15 protein-coding genes are annotated in these 15,396 nt (G+C 59.5%); 10 read left to right on the top strand and 5 right to left on the bottom strand.

The genetic code is table 11. The annotated features are described in order from the left end of the window. Nucleotides 1–100: 100 nt before the first annotated feature. A complete protein-coding gene (locus IMX17_RS04600; RefSeq protein WP_046898929.1) occupies nt 101–955 on the bottom strand; it encodes a LysR family transcriptional regulator in 855 nt (284 codons plus the stop codon). A gap of 91 nt (nt 956–1,046) precedes the next feature. On the opposite strand from IMX17_RS04600, the gene IMX17_RS04595 reads away from it, so the two are divergent. Then, the gene (locus tag IMX17_RS04595) at nt 1,047–2,018 is read left to right on the top strand and encodes a DMT family transporter (protein WP_193549368.1); all 972 of its coding nucleotides are present in this window, start codon (nt 1,047–1,049) and stop codon (nt 2,016–2,018) included. 37 nt (nt 2,019–2,055) lie between these two features. On the opposite strand, the gene IMX17_RS04590 is transcribed toward IMX17_RS04595, so the two are convergent. Both IMX17_RS04590 and IMX17_RS04585 read right to left on the bottom strand, forming a co-directional pair. After that, entirely contained in the window at nt 2,056–3,057 is a 1,002-nt protein-coding gene (locus IMX17_RS04590) for a LacI family DNA-binding transcriptional regulator (protein WP_182264338.1), read from the bottom strand. Between the two features lie 71 nt (nt 3,058–3,128). Next, the gene (locus tag IMX17_RS04585; protein WP_046898926.1) at nt 3,129–3,683 is read right to left on the bottom strand and encodes a D-lyxose/D-mannose family sugar isomerase; all 555 of its coding nucleotides are present in this window, start codon (nt 3,681–3,683) and stop codon (nt 3,129–3,131) included. Between the two features lie 228 nt (nt 3,684–3,911). Here IMX17_RS04585 and IMX17_RS04580 point away from each other — a divergent pair, with 228 nt between their 5' ends. Genes IMX17_RS04580 through IMX17_RS04560 form a run of 5 tightly spaced genes read left to right on the top strand, consistent with a single transcriptional unit; the run spans nt 3,912 to nt 10,066 of the window. Beyond that, a complete protein-coding gene (locus tag IMX17_RS04580; RefSeq protein WP_046898925.1) occupies nt 3,912–4,946 on the top strand; it encodes an NAD(P)-dependent alcohol dehydrogenase in 1,035 nt (344 codons plus the stop codon). A gap of 4 nt (nt 4,947–4,950) precedes the next feature. Next, a complete protein-coding gene (xylB, locus tag IMX17_RS04575; protein WP_046898924.1) occupies nt 4,951–6,468 on the top strand; it encodes a xylulokinase in 1,518 nt (505 codons plus the stop codon). Then, a complete protein-coding gene (locus IMX17_RS04570) occupies nt 6,462–7,970 on the top strand; it encodes a sugar ABC transporter ATP-binding protein (protein WP_370571126.1) in 1,509 nt (502 codons plus the stop codon). The genes xylB and IMX17_RS04570 overlap by 7 nt, the downstream gene beginning before the upstream one ends. A 17-nt stretch (nt 7,971–7,987) precedes the next feature. Further along, nucleotides 7,988–9,025 (top strand): ABC transporter permease, encoded by a 1,038-nt coding sequence (locus IMX17_RS04565; RefSeq protein WP_193549366.1) that lies wholly within the window; start codon nt 7,988–7,990, stop codon nt 9,023–9,025. 33 nt (nt 9,026–9,058) lie between these two features. Next, on the top strand, nt 9,059–10,066 hold the full coding sequence (locus IMX17_RS04560; RefSeq protein ID WP_193549365.1) for a substrate-binding domain-containing protein: 1,008 nt from the start codon (nt 9,059–9,061) through the stop codon (nt 10,064–10,066). 142 nt (nt 10,067–10,208) lie between these two features. Here IMX17_RS04560 and IMX17_RS04555 read toward each other — a convergent pair whose 3' ends face one another. Beyond that, complete coding sequence (locus IMX17_RS04555) at nt 10,209–10,772, bottom strand: TetR/AcrR family transcriptional regulator (RefSeq protein WP_042784698.1); 564 nt, start codon at nt 10,770–10,772, stop codon at nt 10,209–10,211. A 128-nt stretch (nt 10,773–10,900) separates the two neighbouring features. Between IMX17_RS04555 and smfY the strand changes: the two genes are divergently transcribed. Then, nucleotides 10,901–12,373, top strand: coding sequence for a multidrug efflux MFS transporter SmfY (gene smfY / locus IMX17_RS04550; protein ID WP_046898920.1), 1,473 nt, complete (start codon nt 10,901–10,903; stop codon nt 12,371–12,373). A gap of 200 nt (nt 12,374–12,573) precedes the next feature. After that, complete coding sequence (locus tag IMX17_RS04545; protein ID WP_019452735.1) at nt 12,574–13,065, top strand: Dps family protein; 492 nt, start codon at nt 12,574–12,576, stop codon at nt 13,063–13,065. Nucleotides 13,066–13,111: 46 nt separating this feature from the next. Here IMX17_RS04545 and IMX17_RS04540 read toward each other — a convergent pair whose 3' ends face one another. After that, the gene (locus IMX17_RS04540) at nt 13,112–13,288 is read right to left on the bottom strand and encodes a YciY family protein (RefSeq protein WP_025159792.1); all 177 of its coding nucleotides are present in this window, start codon (nt 13,286–13,288) and stop codon (nt 13,112–13,114) included. A 242-nt stretch (nt 13,289–13,530) separates the two neighbouring features. On the opposite strand from IMX17_RS04540, the gene cls reads away from it, so the two are divergent. Beyond that, complete coding sequence (gene cls / locus IMX17_RS04535; RefSeq protein ID WP_033643295.1) at nt 13,531–14,991, top strand: cardiolipin synthase; 1,461 nt, start codon at nt 13,531–13,533, stop codon at nt 14,989–14,991. Between the two features lie 56 nt (nt 14,992–15,047). After that, on the top strand, nt 15,048–15,371 hold the full coding sequence (locus IMX17_RS04530) for an HI1450 family dsDNA-mimic protein (protein ID WP_004932139.1): 324 nt from the start codon (nt 15,048–15,050) through the stop codon (nt 15,369–15,371). The last annotated feature ends 25 nt before the right edge of the window (nt 15,372–15,396 follow it).

Raw genomic sequence — 15,396 nt, 5'->3', positions numbered from 1 at the left:
GTTTCAATCCCGGGAACGCCCCGCTATACAGCGTTTCCGGCGCTAGCCACACCTCTGCTTGACCGTCGCGCTCGGGTCGTCTTCCCCGCGCGGTCGATATTCATGTTCCGCCCCGGAAATACTCACCGATAACGCTTTCCAGCATCGCCACCGCCAATTGACCGGCGGCAGTGGCAGAGCGCAGCAGTTGCACTTCGTGCGGAGCGACCGACGGCAATTCCTCGAGGATCCGCATCGCCGCAGTCACGCGTGCGCGGTCGAGCAGCGTGACGGCCAATCCTGCCTCGACGGCGGCGGCCACCACGCTGGCCGAAGGGCTGCTCACAACCACTCGCCAATGCCTTCCCGCCCCGCTCAATGCATCGATCATAGCCTCTCGGTAAGGGCAATCGGCGGCATGCAACGCTAATGGTATCGGTTGAGCCATATCCAGCGCCAACCGGCGGCCGCCAACCCAAACCGGCGCAGTCACCGCAAGCGGCATCTGGCGCAGTCCCCCCATCGGCAACACCGCCAACGCCAGCTGTAGCCGATTGCGTCCAATCTGTTCAACCAACGCCTGGCTGGCGGCCGTAGAAACCTCCAGCATCACCGCAGGAAAACGGGTGGCAAACGCCGGCAGCACATCGCGCATGACATGTGATGCGTATTCATCAGGCACTCCCAGCTTGATATGCCCACTCAGCGGTGCGCCCTGCAGCTCACGCAGAATATCGTCGTGGGCATTCAACAGCCCGAGCGTCGAGGCCAGCAGTTTGTCGCCTAAGGGGGTCAACACGACGGACTGATTGTCGCGCTCCAGCAAACGGCCGCCCACGACCTGTTCCAGACGCTGAATATGAACGCTCACCGCGGCTGGGCTGCGATGAACAAAGGCCGCCGCCGCACGAAATTGCCCCAAACGGGCAATGGCGTGAAAAGTGCGCAAAAGATTAATGTCCAGGGTTGGCCGCATGGTTTAACTCTATTAAACAACTGAACGAAAATTATTCGATTTATTAAATTATAGCGGCTCACTACCCTTGGTGAAAAAGGAGAAGATCACCATGCCCCTGTCAGAATTTCGTCCACCTTCCTGCTGCGATAAGGTGGGCGATAAGGTGGGCGACAAAGCCGCCATCTGGTTGCCGGCCGCGGAAGTCCTGCTGATCGTCGCCTGGAGCTCGGGCTTTGTCGGCATCCGTTTCGCCGCCGATTACGCGCCGGTGTTGCTGGTAGCGTTCTGGCGCTGTGTCGTGGTCGCTTTACTGCTGATGCCGTTTAGCCTTCGCGCCATCAGGCGCGCCTCGCCGCAGTCGGTAGCCGCTCACGCCGGGATCGGCCTGCTCGCCATGACCGGATACCTGACCGGCGTCAGTAAAGGCATCGAGTACGGCGTGCCGACCGGCTTGGCCGCGCTCATCGCCGATTTGCTCCCTCTCGGCACCGCACTCTTGAACATGCTGTTTCAACGCCGGCTGCCCGATGGCCGCGTCTGGCTCGGCCTGGCATTAGGCTCTCTCGGGGTGATATTGGCGACGGGCGGCGCTATTTCCTGGGGAAGTGCGCCATTGTGGAGCTACCTGTTGCCGCTGGCGGGGATGCTGTCACTGGCACTGGCCACACTGTGGCAGCAACGGCTGCCGCAGGCGCAAGCGGTGAGCCTGCCTGCCAGGTTGGGGATACAAAGCGCGATTGCAGCGCTGGCTTTTGCCCCACTGGCAGGCGCAGAAAGCCCGCTGCTGCCAACCATGACGACAGGGTTGGTTATCGGCGTGCTTTGGACCGCGCTTTTGGCCACCCTGGCCGATTACGGTTTGTATTGGTTCTGCCTAAGGCATACCTCTGCATTGCGTGTGACGAGCCTGCTGTTCCTCAGCCCCTTCGTCACCTTCTGCTGGGCATGGTTAATGTTCGATGAGCCCCTTTCCTGGCCCATGCTGCTGGGCGCAGTAACGGCAGGGAGCGGCTTGTGGCTGCTTATCCGCCCCCCGATGAGGGGCCGGATTGAACGCGCTGAAATGAATAATGGCAGATAAGGTTAACGGAGATGTCGGCTACACGTTGCCGGCGCCGTTACGCGACGAGTTTTCCCCGCACCACCACCTTGCCCGGTTTTATCTCGGGATCGGCAATACGGCGGATCGCCAGATTCAACGCTTGCCAGGCGATCTCTTGCAAGTCGTGTGACACGCAGGGGAAATGGAAACCGTAGATCTCGGCATGTGAAACCTCATCAATGCTGAACAGCGACACGTCCTGCATCAACGGCAGCCGATGTTCGATACAGGCCTTGATGATGCCCAGCGAGATCTGGTTATTGCAGCCGACGAAAAAATCGGGGACGGGGTTATTGGCCAGCCAGCGGCTCGTCTCTTGCCAGGCGACATCCATAAAGAAATCGGCATACCGCACGTCGAGCGAAGCCACCTTCCCTTGCAATGCCGCCTGCAAGCCAGTGACCCTGTCACGCGCAACGTTGGAATTCTCCGGCCCGGAGATCACCACCACCCGCTGCGCCTGCTGTTCCAGAAGCCAACGCCCCGCCTGGAGGCCGCAATCCAGATTATCAATATACACCCCGCTGCAGTGGTGACTCTCCAATTCCCGATCGATCAACACCACCGGTATATTGAGCGTTTCCAGACGCTTGAGGTAGGAAGGCCGGTACAGATGATCGTTGGAAATGACCGAGAGAATGATCGCATCGACGTTGTAGCCAATGAGTTTGTCGATGATCCTGTCTTCGCTTTCCTGAGACTCATAGGAGTCGAACACCAGCGTGTCGTACCCCATCTTTTGCGCTTCAAGCGTCATCAGGCGCGTCAGGCCGCCAAAGAATGGGTTGGCCATGTCAGGGTTGACGATGCCAATGGTTCTGCTGCTTTTCGCCCGCAGATTGCGCGCCGCGGCATTGACCACGTAACCGAGTTCGGCGGCGGTCTCCCGAATTCTCCTCAACGTTTCCGGATGGACCTTGTCCGGCTGTGAAAATGCCCGCGAAGCGGTTATTTTGCTGACGTTCGCCTGTGCGGCGACGCTAGCCAACGTCGCTTTCCGTCCTCGACCCACGGCCAAATGCAGCTCCTTAGCTTGAAGATATCATTTTGTATCATTCCCGGCATCATGACAGAACTTTGTTCGTGGCGCTAATGGTTTACGCCGGCAAGACGGTTAATTCGCGGATCGGTAAAAATATCCAGCTCATCACGGCTCTCGGAAGAGAACTCGGACACCACCGCGCCCTGCTTCCCCGCCTGAAACCAGTGACGGGTATTGGGCGCAATGGTGTATTGTTCCCCCGGCCGCAAGAGGATATAGCGATGACAGGTATACCACTGCTCCGCGCCCTCCGGCACCCGGCATACCGGTTCGCCGCCGCGATCGTTGGGCGTCAGGTTTTCATCATCGACAAACAAAAACACCTCTCCCCAACGGCAACGGAACGTCTCTTGCTTGCCGGGCGTGCCGGCAAAGGGAGGGTGTAAATGTTCCGGGCAAGTCTGCCCAGGAAACAGCACCAGCTCTTTCGCGCAATACCGAGGTGAGTTGACGTAGGTCAGCAGCTGCAACCCGGACGCGGGATAGTCGGCCAGACCAAACGTCGCAATTTCAATGCGTTGCTGTTCTTCTTCGGTCAAGATAATGTCCGCCTGGCGCAAATACTCCAGCGTAGCGGCTCTGGCGCTTTGTTGTTTGTTCATCATTCCCCCGGCAAAGTAACGGTATCGATATCAACAGGCCGATATTAAAACCGTCATTGCCACGCTGATTTTGTGACCACCGTCGCTATATTGAATAACAACCAACCAGCAAAATTAACTCTCGTCGAGTAATTCCAACATTGATCACAGTTTAACCACCCGCATTGGCTCACTATCGCCGCATTGAAATGATACCGTTACCATAAAAATGATTCACCAGGAGGCAATATGAGAGCATTAGTGCTGGCCAAAGCGGGGGAAATCGCTATCGAGGACGTCCAACTGGCCGAAACGCTGGGGCCCGACGATGTACAGATAAAAATTCATTCCGTGGGCATCTGCGGCAGCGATGTGCACTATTACCAGCATGGCCGCATTGGCCCGTTTGTGGTCAAAGCCCCGATGGTGCTCGGCCATGAGGCCGCCGGCGTGGTGCTCGCGACAGGTGAAAACGTCACTCACCTCAGCGTCGGCGATCGCGTTTGCATGGAACCCGGCATTCCCGATCTCAACTCGGCGCAGACGCGCGCCGGGATTTACAACCTGGACCCCGCCGTTCGCTTCTGGGCGACGCCGCCGGTGCACGGCTGTTTGCGCGAAACCGTCATCCACCCCGCCGCATTCACGTTCAAACTGCCGGACAACGTCAGTTTCGCTGAAGGCGCCATGGTTGAACCCCTGGCCATCGGCATGCAAGCGGCCACCAAAGCCGGGATCAAACCCGGCGATATCGCGCTGGTGATCGGCGCTGGGCCGATCGGCGTGGTCACCGCCCTCGCGGCGCTGGCGGGCGGCTGCTCGGACGTCATTATCTGCGACCTGTTTGACGAGAAACTCGCCGTGGCGGCCAGCTATGAAGGGCTGCACGCCGTCAATATCAAAACCGGCGACCTGGCGGGGAAAGTGGCCGCGCTCACCAGCGGCAATGGCGTCGATATCGTGTTTGAATGCAGCGGTGCAAAACCGGCTATCGCTACGTTGGCCGAACATGCGGCGCCAGGGGCGACCGCCGTGCTGGTCGGCATGCCGATCGACGCTGCGCCGATGGATATCGTCGCCGCGCAGGCCAAGGAAATCACCTTCAAGACCATTTTCCGCTACGCCAACATGTACCCGCGCACGCTGCGGCTGTTGAGCAGCGGCAAATTGCGCGTCCAGCCGTTGATAAGCCAAACCTACAAGTTCTCCGACAGCGTGGCCGCCTTCGAGCGCGCGGCGGCGGGACATGCCTCGGACATCAAAATCATGCTGGAAATGGAGTGATTTTATGGCGCTCTATGCTGGCATAGACTGCGGTACGCAAGGCACGAAAGTCGTGATTGTCGACAGCTCGCAGGGCGTGATCCTCGGTGAGGGCAGCGCCCCTCACCGCCTCATCAGCCAAGCCAATGGCCGACGAGAACAAGAGGCCGACTGGTGGATTGAGGCGTTGGTCACCGCGTTTCGCCAAGCCGTGACTAACGCAGGTATTGATGCCGGGGAAATTAACGCTCTGGGGGTCTCGGGCCAACAGCATGGATTTGTGCCGCTGGACGCAGACGGCAACGTGCTGCACAGCGTCAAGCTGTGGTGCGATACCGAAACCGCGGAGGAAAACGAACTGTTGCTGCAGCGGCTCGGCGGCGCCAAGGGGTCGCTGGACAAGCTCGGCCTGCGGATCGCCACCGGTTATACCGCGTCAAAAATCCTTTGGTTCAAGACGCACCATCCGGCGCTCTGGGCAAAACTGCACACCGTGCTGCTGCCGCATGATTATTTGAACTTCTGGCTGACCGGGGAGCGTGTAGCGGAATATGGCGACGCTTCCGGCACCGGGCTGTTCGATGTGCGCGCCCGCCGCTGGAGCCAAGCCGCCGTCAATCTTATCGATGACAGCGGCCGTTTATGGCATGCCCTGCCGCCGCTCAAAAGCGCGGAATGCTGCATCGGCACGGTGCGCCCCTTCGCGGCGGAAAAGCTCGGCCTCGGCCCGGCAGTTCGGGTCTCGACCGGCGGCGGCGACAACATGATGGCGGCCATCGGTTCCGGCAACATCGAGGCCGGCACCGTTACCCTAAGCCTGGGCACCTCCGGCACGCTATTCGCCTGGTCCGCCGCGCCCGTCGTGGCGGAATCCGACATGATTGCCGGTTTCTGCTCCAGCACCAACGGGTGGCTGCCCTTGATATGCACCATGAATGTCACCTCGGCCACCACGGCCATGCAGACGCTGCTGGACGAAGATCTTGACGGCTTTAACCGCTTATTGGCGCAGGCGGCGCCGGGTGCCGGCGGCGTCGAGATGCTGCCGTTCTTCAACGGCGAACGCGTTCCCCCGCTGCCCCACGCGCGCGCCAGTCTGCATAACCTCGATAGCGACAATTTTACTCGCGCCAATCTCTGCCTGGCGGTGGTTGAAAGCGCCACCTACGGCCTGCGCTATGGCATTGAGCTCTTTCGCCGCCAGGGCATCGAAACGCGCGAAATCCGCCTCACCGGCGGCGGCGCCCGCAGCGCCGCCTGGCGACAAATCGTCGCGGACGTGATGGGGTGCCCGGTGGTCTGCCTGAACGTCAAAGAGACCGCCGCGCTGGGCGGCGCCATTCAAGCGATGTGGGCGACGTCGTTGGCCGATCGCCCGCGCCAGAACGCCGCCGGGCTCTTGGCTGAACTGTGCCAACGCTTCGTTTCACTGGATGAAGCCACGCGCACGACGCCAAACGCCGACAGGCAAACGCAATACGAGACGCTTTATCAACGGTACCTGCAGCGTTTGCAGCGGACATACCCGGAGGTTCAATCGTGACGCGAGATCCCCATACGCAAGCCCCTGCCTACCTGCTGGAAGTCAGCGGCGTCAGGAAAGCCTTTGGCCCGGTCGTGGCGCTCAAGAACGCCGAGTTTTGCCTGCGGCGCGGATCCATCCATGCCCTGTGCGGCGGCAACGGCGCGGGGAAATCCACCTTTCTCAGCATTCTGATGGGCTTTATTCAACCCGATGGCGGCGACATTTTTATCAATGGCCAACGCTGTGAATTTCATCATCCCCGGGAAGCCCTCAATGCCGGCATCGCCATCGTGCAGCAGGAGCTGAGCGCGATCCCGGACCTGACGGTAGCCGAAAACATTTGGCTGGGCCGCGAGCCGAGACGCCTGGGTTTCGTCGACTTTGCGACGCTCAACCAACGCACCACCCGTCTGCTCAAGGAACTTGATTTCAAGATCGACGCCCGAGAAAAAATGCGCAACCTGAGCGTCGCCGAGCAGCAGCTGGTCGAGATCGCCAAGGCGCTGTCGCACGCCAATGCCGACATTATCATCATGGATGAACCCACCTCGGCGATTGGCGAAGAAGATGCGCAGAAAATCTTTCAGACGCTTCAGCAACTGGCGGCGAAAGGCAAAGGCATTATCTACGTCTCCCACCGCTTGTCCGAGATATTCCAAATCGCGGACAGCTACACCATTTTCCGCGACGGCGCCTATATCCATGAAGGCTATATCGCCGACATTACCCGTGAGCAGTTGATCGAACACATTATCGGCGGCGAGTACGACAGCGAGTTCGCCAAGTTCAATCAACCCGGTGAAGAGGTCTTGCTGGAGGTCAACGGCCTGTGTTGGCGCAGCAAGATAAAGGATATCAGCCTGCAGCTTAAGCACGGCGAGATCCTGGGCATCTACGGCCTGGTGGGATCGGGCCGCAGCGAGTTTCTCGATCTTATCTTCGGCATTCAGCATGCCGACGCCGGCACGATTCGCTTGGGCGACAAGACGCTGAACCGCCATTCCCCGCGAGAGGCCATCGATAGCGGCATTGCCTACGTGACGGAAGATCGCAAGGAAACCGGCCTGGTGCTGTGCCGTTCCGTCAGTGAGAACATCAATATCGCCTCTTTTGCCGGCATCAGCCGCATGGGGTTCGTCAGCGAGAAACGGGAGCAGGCGCGAACCCGCGACATGATCCAGCGCTTTAACGTTAAAACCCACGATGGCGAACAGCCCGTGGGCAACCTGAGCGGCGGCAACCAGCAAAAAGTGGTGCTGGGCCGCTGGGCGCTGTTGGATCCGGAGGTTTTGCTGCTCGACGAGCCGACGCGCGGTATCGACGTCGGCGCCAAGAAAGAGATCTATCGATTTATGTCGGAGTTCGCCTTGCAAAACAAAGGGATCATCATGGTTTCTTCCGAACTTTCGGAAATTATCGGCATGAGCGATCGCATCCTGGTGTTTCGTGACGGGCAGTTGGCCGGCGAGCTTTCGGCAGCCCATGCGACTCAGGCAGCACTGATGAAACTTGCGGTTTAACAGAGAGAGAAAAACAAATGAGCAGCGCCCACTCCTTATCACCAGGAATGTCATTTTTCACCCGCAATAAGCGCCGTATGCACAAATACGGCATTATCATCGCCTTTTTCGCGCTGTGCCTGATCGTGGCGCTGATTGGCGAATATCAGGTCGCCCAGGGGTCCTGGAGCAGCAATTATTTTCTCAGCAATGAAAACACCCTGATCGTCCTGCGCCAGGTCTCGATCAACGGCATTCTGGCGATAGGCATGACCTTCGTCATCATCACCGCAGGCGTCGATCTCTCCGTCGGCTCGGTGCTGGCGTTAAGCGGCATCGTCGCCGCCCGCTTCGCCACCAACAATAGCGGATTGGCTATCGGCGATACCGCGACCGCCGTCATGGCGCCGCTGATCGTGGCGCTGGGGATCGGCATCGTCTGCGGCCTGGTGAACGGCACCGTGTTGGCTCGCTACCGGCTGCAGCCGTTTATCGTCACCATGGGCATGCTCTCCGCGGCGCGCGGGTTAACCATGTTGACCACCAACGGCAATCCGGTATCGCAATTGAACAGCGATTTCCGCTGGTTAGGCAATGGCTACCTCGGCGGCGTTCCGGTGCCGGTCATCATCTTCATCGTGCTGTTCGCCCTCGCCTGGCTGGTGCTGAATAAAACCCTCTTCGGGCGCTACATCTACGCCGTCGGCGGCAACCCGAAAAGCGCGCGCACCTCGGGGATTAACGTCACGCGCATCAAAATACTGGTGTATACGCTGTGCGGCGCGCTGGCCGGCATCGCCGGCCTGATCCTCACCGCACGCACCGGTTCGGCGCAAACCAACGCCGGCGCAGGCTATGAGCTGGACGCCATCGCGGCGGTGGTGATCGGCGGCACCAGCATGGCCGGCGGCGTCGGTACGCTGGTCGGCACCTTCTTCGGCGTGCTGATTATCGGGGTGATGAATAACGGCCTCGATCTGCTCGGCGTGCAATCGTACTACCAACAAATTATCAAAGGCGCATTGATCGTTCTTGCCGTCTTGCTCGACCCATCGCGTAAGCAACAGCGCGATTAATAACATCAGACCCAACTCTACCAGGAGAAAACCATGAATAAGACCAAGATAGCGTTGTTTGCCTCTGCCATGCTGTTCGGCAGCCTGTCGGCTGCTCAGGCCGCCCCGGTTAAAATCGCGGTATTGATGTACGGCAACAAAGCCGAGTTCGTGCAATTGATGGAACGGTTCGGGAAAGAACACCCGGCGGTGAAAAGCGGCGAAGCCGTGCTGACCTTCTACGATGGGCGTTATGATGCCTCAGTGCAAAACGATCAGGCCGCCACCGCTATCCAGACGCGCGCCGATGCCATTATCGTCAACCCAATGGATTTTGAGGCCAATATCGATATCGTCACCCATGCCAACGAAGCCAAAATCCCGGTGGTGGTCACCAACGCGCGCCTGAACACGGACGCGATGACGTCTGAAGTGGTGTCTAATGACGAGCTGGGCGGGTATCTGGAAGCCAAAGCCGTACTGGACAAACTCGACTGCAAGAACCAGAAGGTGAACGTGGTGATTATCGAAGGCCCGAAAGGCGGCAGCGGCGAGATCCAGCGCGGCAAGGGCAATGACAAAGCGATTGCCGAGTGCGGCGCCGGCCAGGTGACCGTGCTTGAACGTAAAACGGCCAACTGGTCACGCGCTGAAGCGCAGCCGCTGATGGAAAACTGGCTGCAGAAACACCGGGGCAAAATCAACGGCGTGATTGGCCAGAACGACGAGATGGCGCTGGGCGCTATCGAGGCGATCAAAGGCGCCGGTCTGAACGTGAAAGACTTTGCCATTGCGGGCGTCGACGGCGTTTCCGACGCGATTCATGCGGTGCAGGCCGGTGAAATGGTCTCTATCCTGCAAGACGCCAAAGGCCAGATGCAGGGTTCCATCGACGTCGCGCTGCGCGCCGTGAAAGGGGAAAGTTATCAACCGCAGTCGGATATCTGGAAACAGTACGCCAAGGATCTGAAATGGGAAGGCGGCACGCAGAAGCATTACTACATTCCGTGGACCATCGTCACCGCAGAGAATGCCCAGCAACTGTTGGACGCGCGCAAGTAATGTCCGGCGCCCCCTGTACTCAGGGGGCCTTTGCTCCGAAGCTTGCCGCAGGCAAAAAAAAGCCAGCACGGAGGGGCTGGCTAAAAAGTTCTTCGAGGGAATATCTTGTGCGATAAACATACGCCTTTCGCCGCACGCTTTACTAGCTATCAGTGCGATAGGCGCTGCCCGTTAAAATCAACGCCTGCATATCGGCGAACATCGTTTCCCATTCCGCCTGGCCGATATCCATCAAACCGAAATAACGCAGCATAAAGGCGCCTTCGGTGGCCAGAAACGCCAGCCGCGCGCGCTTGCCCTCTTCAGTAGTCAAATCCAGCCCGGCGATGCGGCTGCGGTACCATTCGCGCGTGCTCGCCAGATGCTCCGGCGTTTGAATCAGCGTCGCCATCAATCCGGCGGCCTTGGCGCTGGCGGTCTGATCCGAACTTTGGGTAGCCAACATATGTGCCCGCACGCCGGTCTGCGGCGAAGGATCGTCGCCGGCGATCTCCGCGAACAGCGTTTCATAGGCGCTGCCCCAGCGATCGAACATGGCGTCGATCAGGGCGTCTTTGCTGCCGAAGCAATACTGCACCCCGCCCTTGGAGATCCCCATCGCTTTGGCGACGGCGTCGATGGTCAAACCGGCGGCGCCCTGGGTGGCGACGATCTCTTCGGCGGTGTCCAAAACCTTGTCGCGATCGATGCTGCGTTGACGTCCCATTAAGAAACCCTTCTTTTCAATACGAACGTATGGATATATATTATCAACCAGTATACCACCCGGCGCCGCCGGAGGGTTACCGCAATGGCGGCGCCTTCGCGCCGCCCACGTAAACTGGATTATGACTTATGTACGCCAAGAACCGCTGGTTGATCCTGACGATGGTCGCCAGCGCCCTTTTCCTGATTGTTATCGACATGACGGTGCTCTATACCGCGCTGCCACGTTTAACCCAGGCGCTGGACGCCAGCGCCTCGCAGAAACTGTGGATCGTCAACGCCTACCCGCTGGTGGTCGCCGGGCTGCTGCCCGGCGCCGGCATGCTGAGCGACCGCGTCGGCCATAAGCGGCTGTTTCTCACCGGGCTGCCGGTGTTTGCCGTCGCTTCGCTGTGCGCCGCCTTTTCGCCCACCGCCGAATGGCTGATCGCCGCACGGGTGTTCCTCGCCGTTGGCGCGGCAATGATGATGCCCGCCACGCTGTCCATCGTGCGCCACGTCTTTACCGACGAACGCGAACGCGCGCTGGCGATCGGCATCTGGGCCTCGGTGGCCTCGGGCGGCGCGGCCATCGGCCCGGTGGTCGGCGGCCTGCTGCTGGAGTATTTCTGGTGGGGATCGGTGTTCCTGATCAACGTACCGGTGGTGTTGCTGGTCTGGCCGCTGGCGTGGAAACTGATCCCCCGCTGCGGCGGCGATAACCCGCGCCCCGCCGATATCGTCGGCTCGGTGCAGATCATGATCGGTCTGGTCGGCGCTATCTATGCGCTGAAGGAACTGAGTAAGCCGGCGCCTGACGTCAGCGCGTTGCTCGCAGCGGCCCTGATCGGCATCCTGTTCCTGGTGCTGTTCGTGCGTCGCCAGCAGCGCAGCGCCCACCCGATGATCGATTTCTCCCTGTTCCGCAACCGGCTGTTCGCCGGCGGCATCGGCGTGGCGCTGCTGTCGATGGTGGCCCTGATCGGCGTCGAGCTGGTGCTCAGCCAACGCCTGCAGCTGGTGCTCGGCCTCAGCCCGCTGCAGGCGGCGCTGTTCATCTTGCCGATCCCGCTGGCCTCGGCGCTGGCGGGGCCGATGGCCGGTTTACTGTTGCCGCGCTATGGCGAACGCAGCATCATCCTCGGCGGTTTCGCCCTGACCGCCTTCGGCATCGCCGCCCTCGCCCTGCTGTATCAGAGCGGCATAGCGCTGCAGCTGGTGAGCCTGGCGCTGGTGGGCTTCGGCCTCGGCGGCGTGATTACCGCGGCCTCTACCGCCATCATGCTGAACGCGCCGGAGGAGAAGTCCGGCATGGCGGCGTCGATCGAGGACGTTTCCTACGAACTGGGCGGCGTACTGGGCGTGACGTTGCTCGGCGGGCTGATGACGGCGGTCTACAGCCATAGTCTGGCGCTGCCGGCGGAGCTGCCGGTCAGCGAGTTGGCCTACGACAGCATCGACGAGGCGTTGCGCCTGGCGGCCGGGATGGCGGCCGATCGCGCACAGCAGTTGACGCAGTTGGCGCGTTTGGCCTTCGATCGCGCGTTTATCATGGTGCTGACCGCCGCCGCGCTGTTAATGGCGCTGGGCGCCGGCGTGGTAAAACTGGCGCTGCGCAAGTAACCGATAAAAGCGGCTTTTTTCGCCTGCGGATCCTGCGTAAACTGATTCGGCAATTTGCTCGACGGATTTATCGTCATCGGTTTGAGCGATGACAATGATGCCTGTTATCGTGTTTAACCCTGCGATAAATCCGGTTACTGTAACAGCTATGGAAATTGATTCTGTCTACCCTTGGAACGAATAATCAGGAGAAGATTATTATGGCAACGGCGAAGAAAGCAGCGAAAACCCATATCGGCCTCGACAGTAAACAATCGGCAAAACTCGCCGAAGCGCTAAACGCGCTGTTGGCGAATTATCAGGTGCTGTATATGAACGTGCGCGGCTATCACTGGAATATTACCGGCCCGCAATTCTTTGAGCTGCACGCGAAATTCGAAGAAACTTACAACGATCTGCTGACCAAGGTGGATGAGCTGGCGGAACGTATTCTGACGCTGGGCTCGCAGCCGCGCCACGCTTACAGCGACTATCTGAAAACCGCCGATATCAAGGAACACACCAATGTGACCGATGATAAGGGCACGCTGCGCGGCCTGTTGGAAGGGTATTCAATCTTGCTGCAACAGCAGCGTGAACTGCTGACGGTCGCGGCGGACGCCGGCGACGAAGGCACCGCGTCGCTGATGAGCGATTACATCAAAGAGCAGGAAAAACAGGTCTGGATGCTCAACGCCTACCTCGGCAAATAAACCCAGGCGCCATAACAAAACAGTCCCTCACGGGACTGTTTTCGTTTTACCACTCGCAGGATACCGCAAACAGCAGCGCGCGCCGATGCTGATCGTCCAGGCGACGGCGCACCCGGATAATATGGCGATTGCTGCAAGACTGGCGCTCCAGCCAACGATGCCGACGGCGTTGGCTCTGCCGCAACATTCGCCAACGGCCCACTTCATTTCTACTGCGTCTCATAATTCCGTCACTCGTTCGTCTAATGCCAACCGCGGGCATTATAGCCCTTTCAGCCCGCGATCCAAGTCGCCGTTATCGGCGACATCGCAGGCGCCGCGCCGCTAAAAGCCGCCCTTTCGATTTCGGCAAGTGCCTTAACTTCATCATATTTATGTAACATAAGCGCCGATAAAAGGTTTCGCCTTGACCGATCTGTGCGTACACTCATCATTGGTGGTTTGCGAACGGGATTTTTCGCCTTTATGACAACATTTTATACCGTAATCAGTTGGCTCATGGTGTTCGGCTACTGGCTGCTGATCGCCGGCGTGACGATGCGCATTTTAATGAAACGCCGTGCGGTTCCCTCTGCCATGGCCTGGTTGCTGGTTATCTATATTCTGCCGCTGTTCGGCATCGTCGCCTATTTATCGTTCGGCGAGCTGCATCTGGGCAAGCGCCGGGCCGAGCGCGCCAAGGCCATGTGGCCGTCGACCGCGCGCTGGCTGAAAGAGCTGAAAGAGAGCCGCCGCATCTTCGCCACCGAATACAGTAAAGTCGCCGAACCCCTGTTCCAGCTGTGCAACCGCCGCCAGGGCATCGATGGCGTCAAGGGCAACCAACTGCAGCTGCTCACCACCACCGACGACACGCTGAAAGCGCTGATCCGCGACATCGAGTTGGCGCGCCACAACATCGAAATGGTGTTCTATATCTGGCAGCCCGGCGGCCTGGTCGATCAGGTGGCCGAATCGCTGATGGCCGCCGCGCGGCGCGGCGTACACTGCCGTCTGATGCTGGACTCCGCCGGCAGTCTGCAATTTTTCCGCAGCCCCTACCCGGCGATGATGCGCAACGCCGGCATCGAAGTGGTCGAAGCGCTGAAGGTCAACCTGCTGCGCGTATTCCTGCGCCGCATGGATCTGCGTCAGCACCGCAAGGTGGTGCTGATCGACAACTACATCGCCTATACCGGCAGCATGAACATGGTCGATCCACGCTATTTCAAACAGGATGCGGGCGTCGGTCAATGGATCGATCTGATGGCGCGCATGGAAGGCCCGGTGGCCACCACCATGGGCATCGTCTACGCCTGCGACTGGGAAATTGAAACCGGCAAGCGCATTCTGCCGCCGCCGCCGGACGTCAACATCATGCCGTTCGAGCAGGAAAGCGGCCACACCATTCAGGTGATCGCCTCCGGCCCCGGCTTCCCCGAGGAAATGATCCACCAGGCGCTGCTGACCGCGGTTTATTCCGCGCGCGAACAGCTGATCATGACCACGCCGTACTTCGTGCCGAGCGACGATCTGCTGCACGCCATCTGCACCGCCGCTCTGCGCGGCGTCGAGGTCAGCATCATCGTGCCGCGCGACAACGATTCGATGATGGTGCGCTGGGCCAGCCGGGCGTTCTTCTCCGAGCTGCTGGAAGCCGGCGTGAAAATCTATCAGTTCGAAGGCGGCCTGCTGCACACCAAGAGCGTGCTGGTCGACGGCCAGCTCAGCCTGGTCGGCACCGTCAATCTGGATATGCGCAGCCTGTGGCTGAATTTCGAAATCACCCTGGTGATCGACGATGACGGCTTCGGCAGCGATCTGGCCTGCGTGCAGGAAGATTACATCGCTCGCTCCAAGCTGCTGAACGCCAAAGAGTGGCTGAAGCGGCCGTTCTGGCACCGCCTGGTCGAGCGCCTGTTCTACTTTTTCAGCCCGTTGCTGTAAAAGCCGCGGCGAGCGTGCTTTAATAGCGCCAAATCATTTGTTATCAGGATTTTTTTATGGATTTGAATAACCGCCTTACCGAAGACGAAACGCTGGAACAGGCCTACGACATCTTCCTCGAATTGGCCGGCGACAATCTGGATCCGGCGGATATTCTGCTGTTCAATCTGCAGTTTGAAGAGCGCGGCGGCGCAGAACTGTACGATCCCTCCGAAGACTGGAGCGAGCACGTGGATTACGACCTGAACCCGGACTTCTTCGCCGAAGTGGTGATCGGTCTGGCGGACAGCGACGGCGAGCCGATCAATGACGTGTTCGCCCGCGTGCTGATCTGCCGCGAGAAAGACCACAAGCTGTGCCACATTCTGTGGAAAGAGTGATTCGCCGCTGGCGTCTCGGATAAAA

The organism is Serratia sp. X3, from assembly GCF_014982455.1.
Lineage (GTDB): Bacteria > Pseudomonadota > Gammaproteobacteria > Enterobacterales > Enterobacteriaceae > Serratia > Serratia ureilytica.
Note: the sequence above shows the minus strand (reverse complement) of the source record. Positions and strands in the feature narration are given on the sequence as shown.

What these genes read in the sequence shown, in the direction of transcription:
- IMX17_RS04580 (WP_046898925.1), top strand. Translation starts at nt 3,912, where the DNA reads ATGAGAGCATTAGTGCTGGCCAAAGCGGGGGAAATCGCTATCGAGGAC.
- IMX17_RS04595 (WP_193549368.1), top strand. Translation starts at nt 1,047, where the DNA reads ATGCCCCTGTCAGAATTTCGTCCACCTTCCTGCTGCGATAAGGTGGGC.
- IMX17_RS04530 (WP_004932139.1), top strand. Translation starts at nt 15,048, where the DNA reads ATGGATTTGAATAACCGCCTTACCGAAGACGAAACGCTGGAACAGGCC.
- xylB (WP_046898924.1), top strand. Translation starts at nt 4,951, where the DNA reads ATGGCGCTCTATGCTGGCATAGACTGCGGTACGCAAGGCACGAAAGTC.
- IMX17_RS04560 (WP_193549365.1), top strand. Translation starts at nt 9,059, where the DNA reads ATGAATAAGACCAAGATAGCGTTGTTTGCCTCTGCCATGCTGTTCGGC.
- IMX17_RS04545 (WP_019452735.1), top strand. Translation starts at nt 12,574, where the DNA reads ATGGCAACGGCGAAGAAAGCAGCGAAAACCCATATCGGCCTCGACAGT.
- cls (WP_033643295.1), top strand. Translation starts at nt 13,531, where the DNA reads ATGACAACATTTTATACCGTAATCAGTTGGCTCATGGTGTTCGGCTAC.
- IMX17_RS04585 (WP_046898926.1), bottom strand. Translation starts at nt 3,683, where the DNA reads ATGAACAAACAACAAAGCGCCAGAGCCGCTACGCTGGAGTATTTGCGC.
- IMX17_RS04600 (WP_046898929.1), bottom strand. Translation starts at nt 955, where the DNA reads ATGCGGCCAACCCTGGACATTAATCTTTTGCGCACTTTTCACGCCATT.
- smfY (WP_046898920.1), top strand. Translation starts at nt 10,901, where the DNA reads ATGTACGCCAAGAACCGCTGGTTGATCCTGACGATGGTCGCCAGCGCC.
- IMX17_RS04555 (WP_042784698.1), bottom strand. Translation starts at nt 10,772, where the DNA reads ATGGGACGTCAACGCAGCATCGATCGCGACAAGGTTTTGGACACCGCC.
- IMX17_RS04565 (WP_193549366.1), top strand. Translation starts at nt 7,988, where the DNA reads ATGAGCAGCGCCCACTCCTTATCACCAGGAATGTCATTTTTCACCCGC.
- IMX17_RS04540 (WP_025159792.1), bottom strand. Translation starts at nt 13,288, where the DNA reads ATGAGACGCAGTAGAAATGAAGTGGGCCGTTGGCGAATGTTGCGGCAG.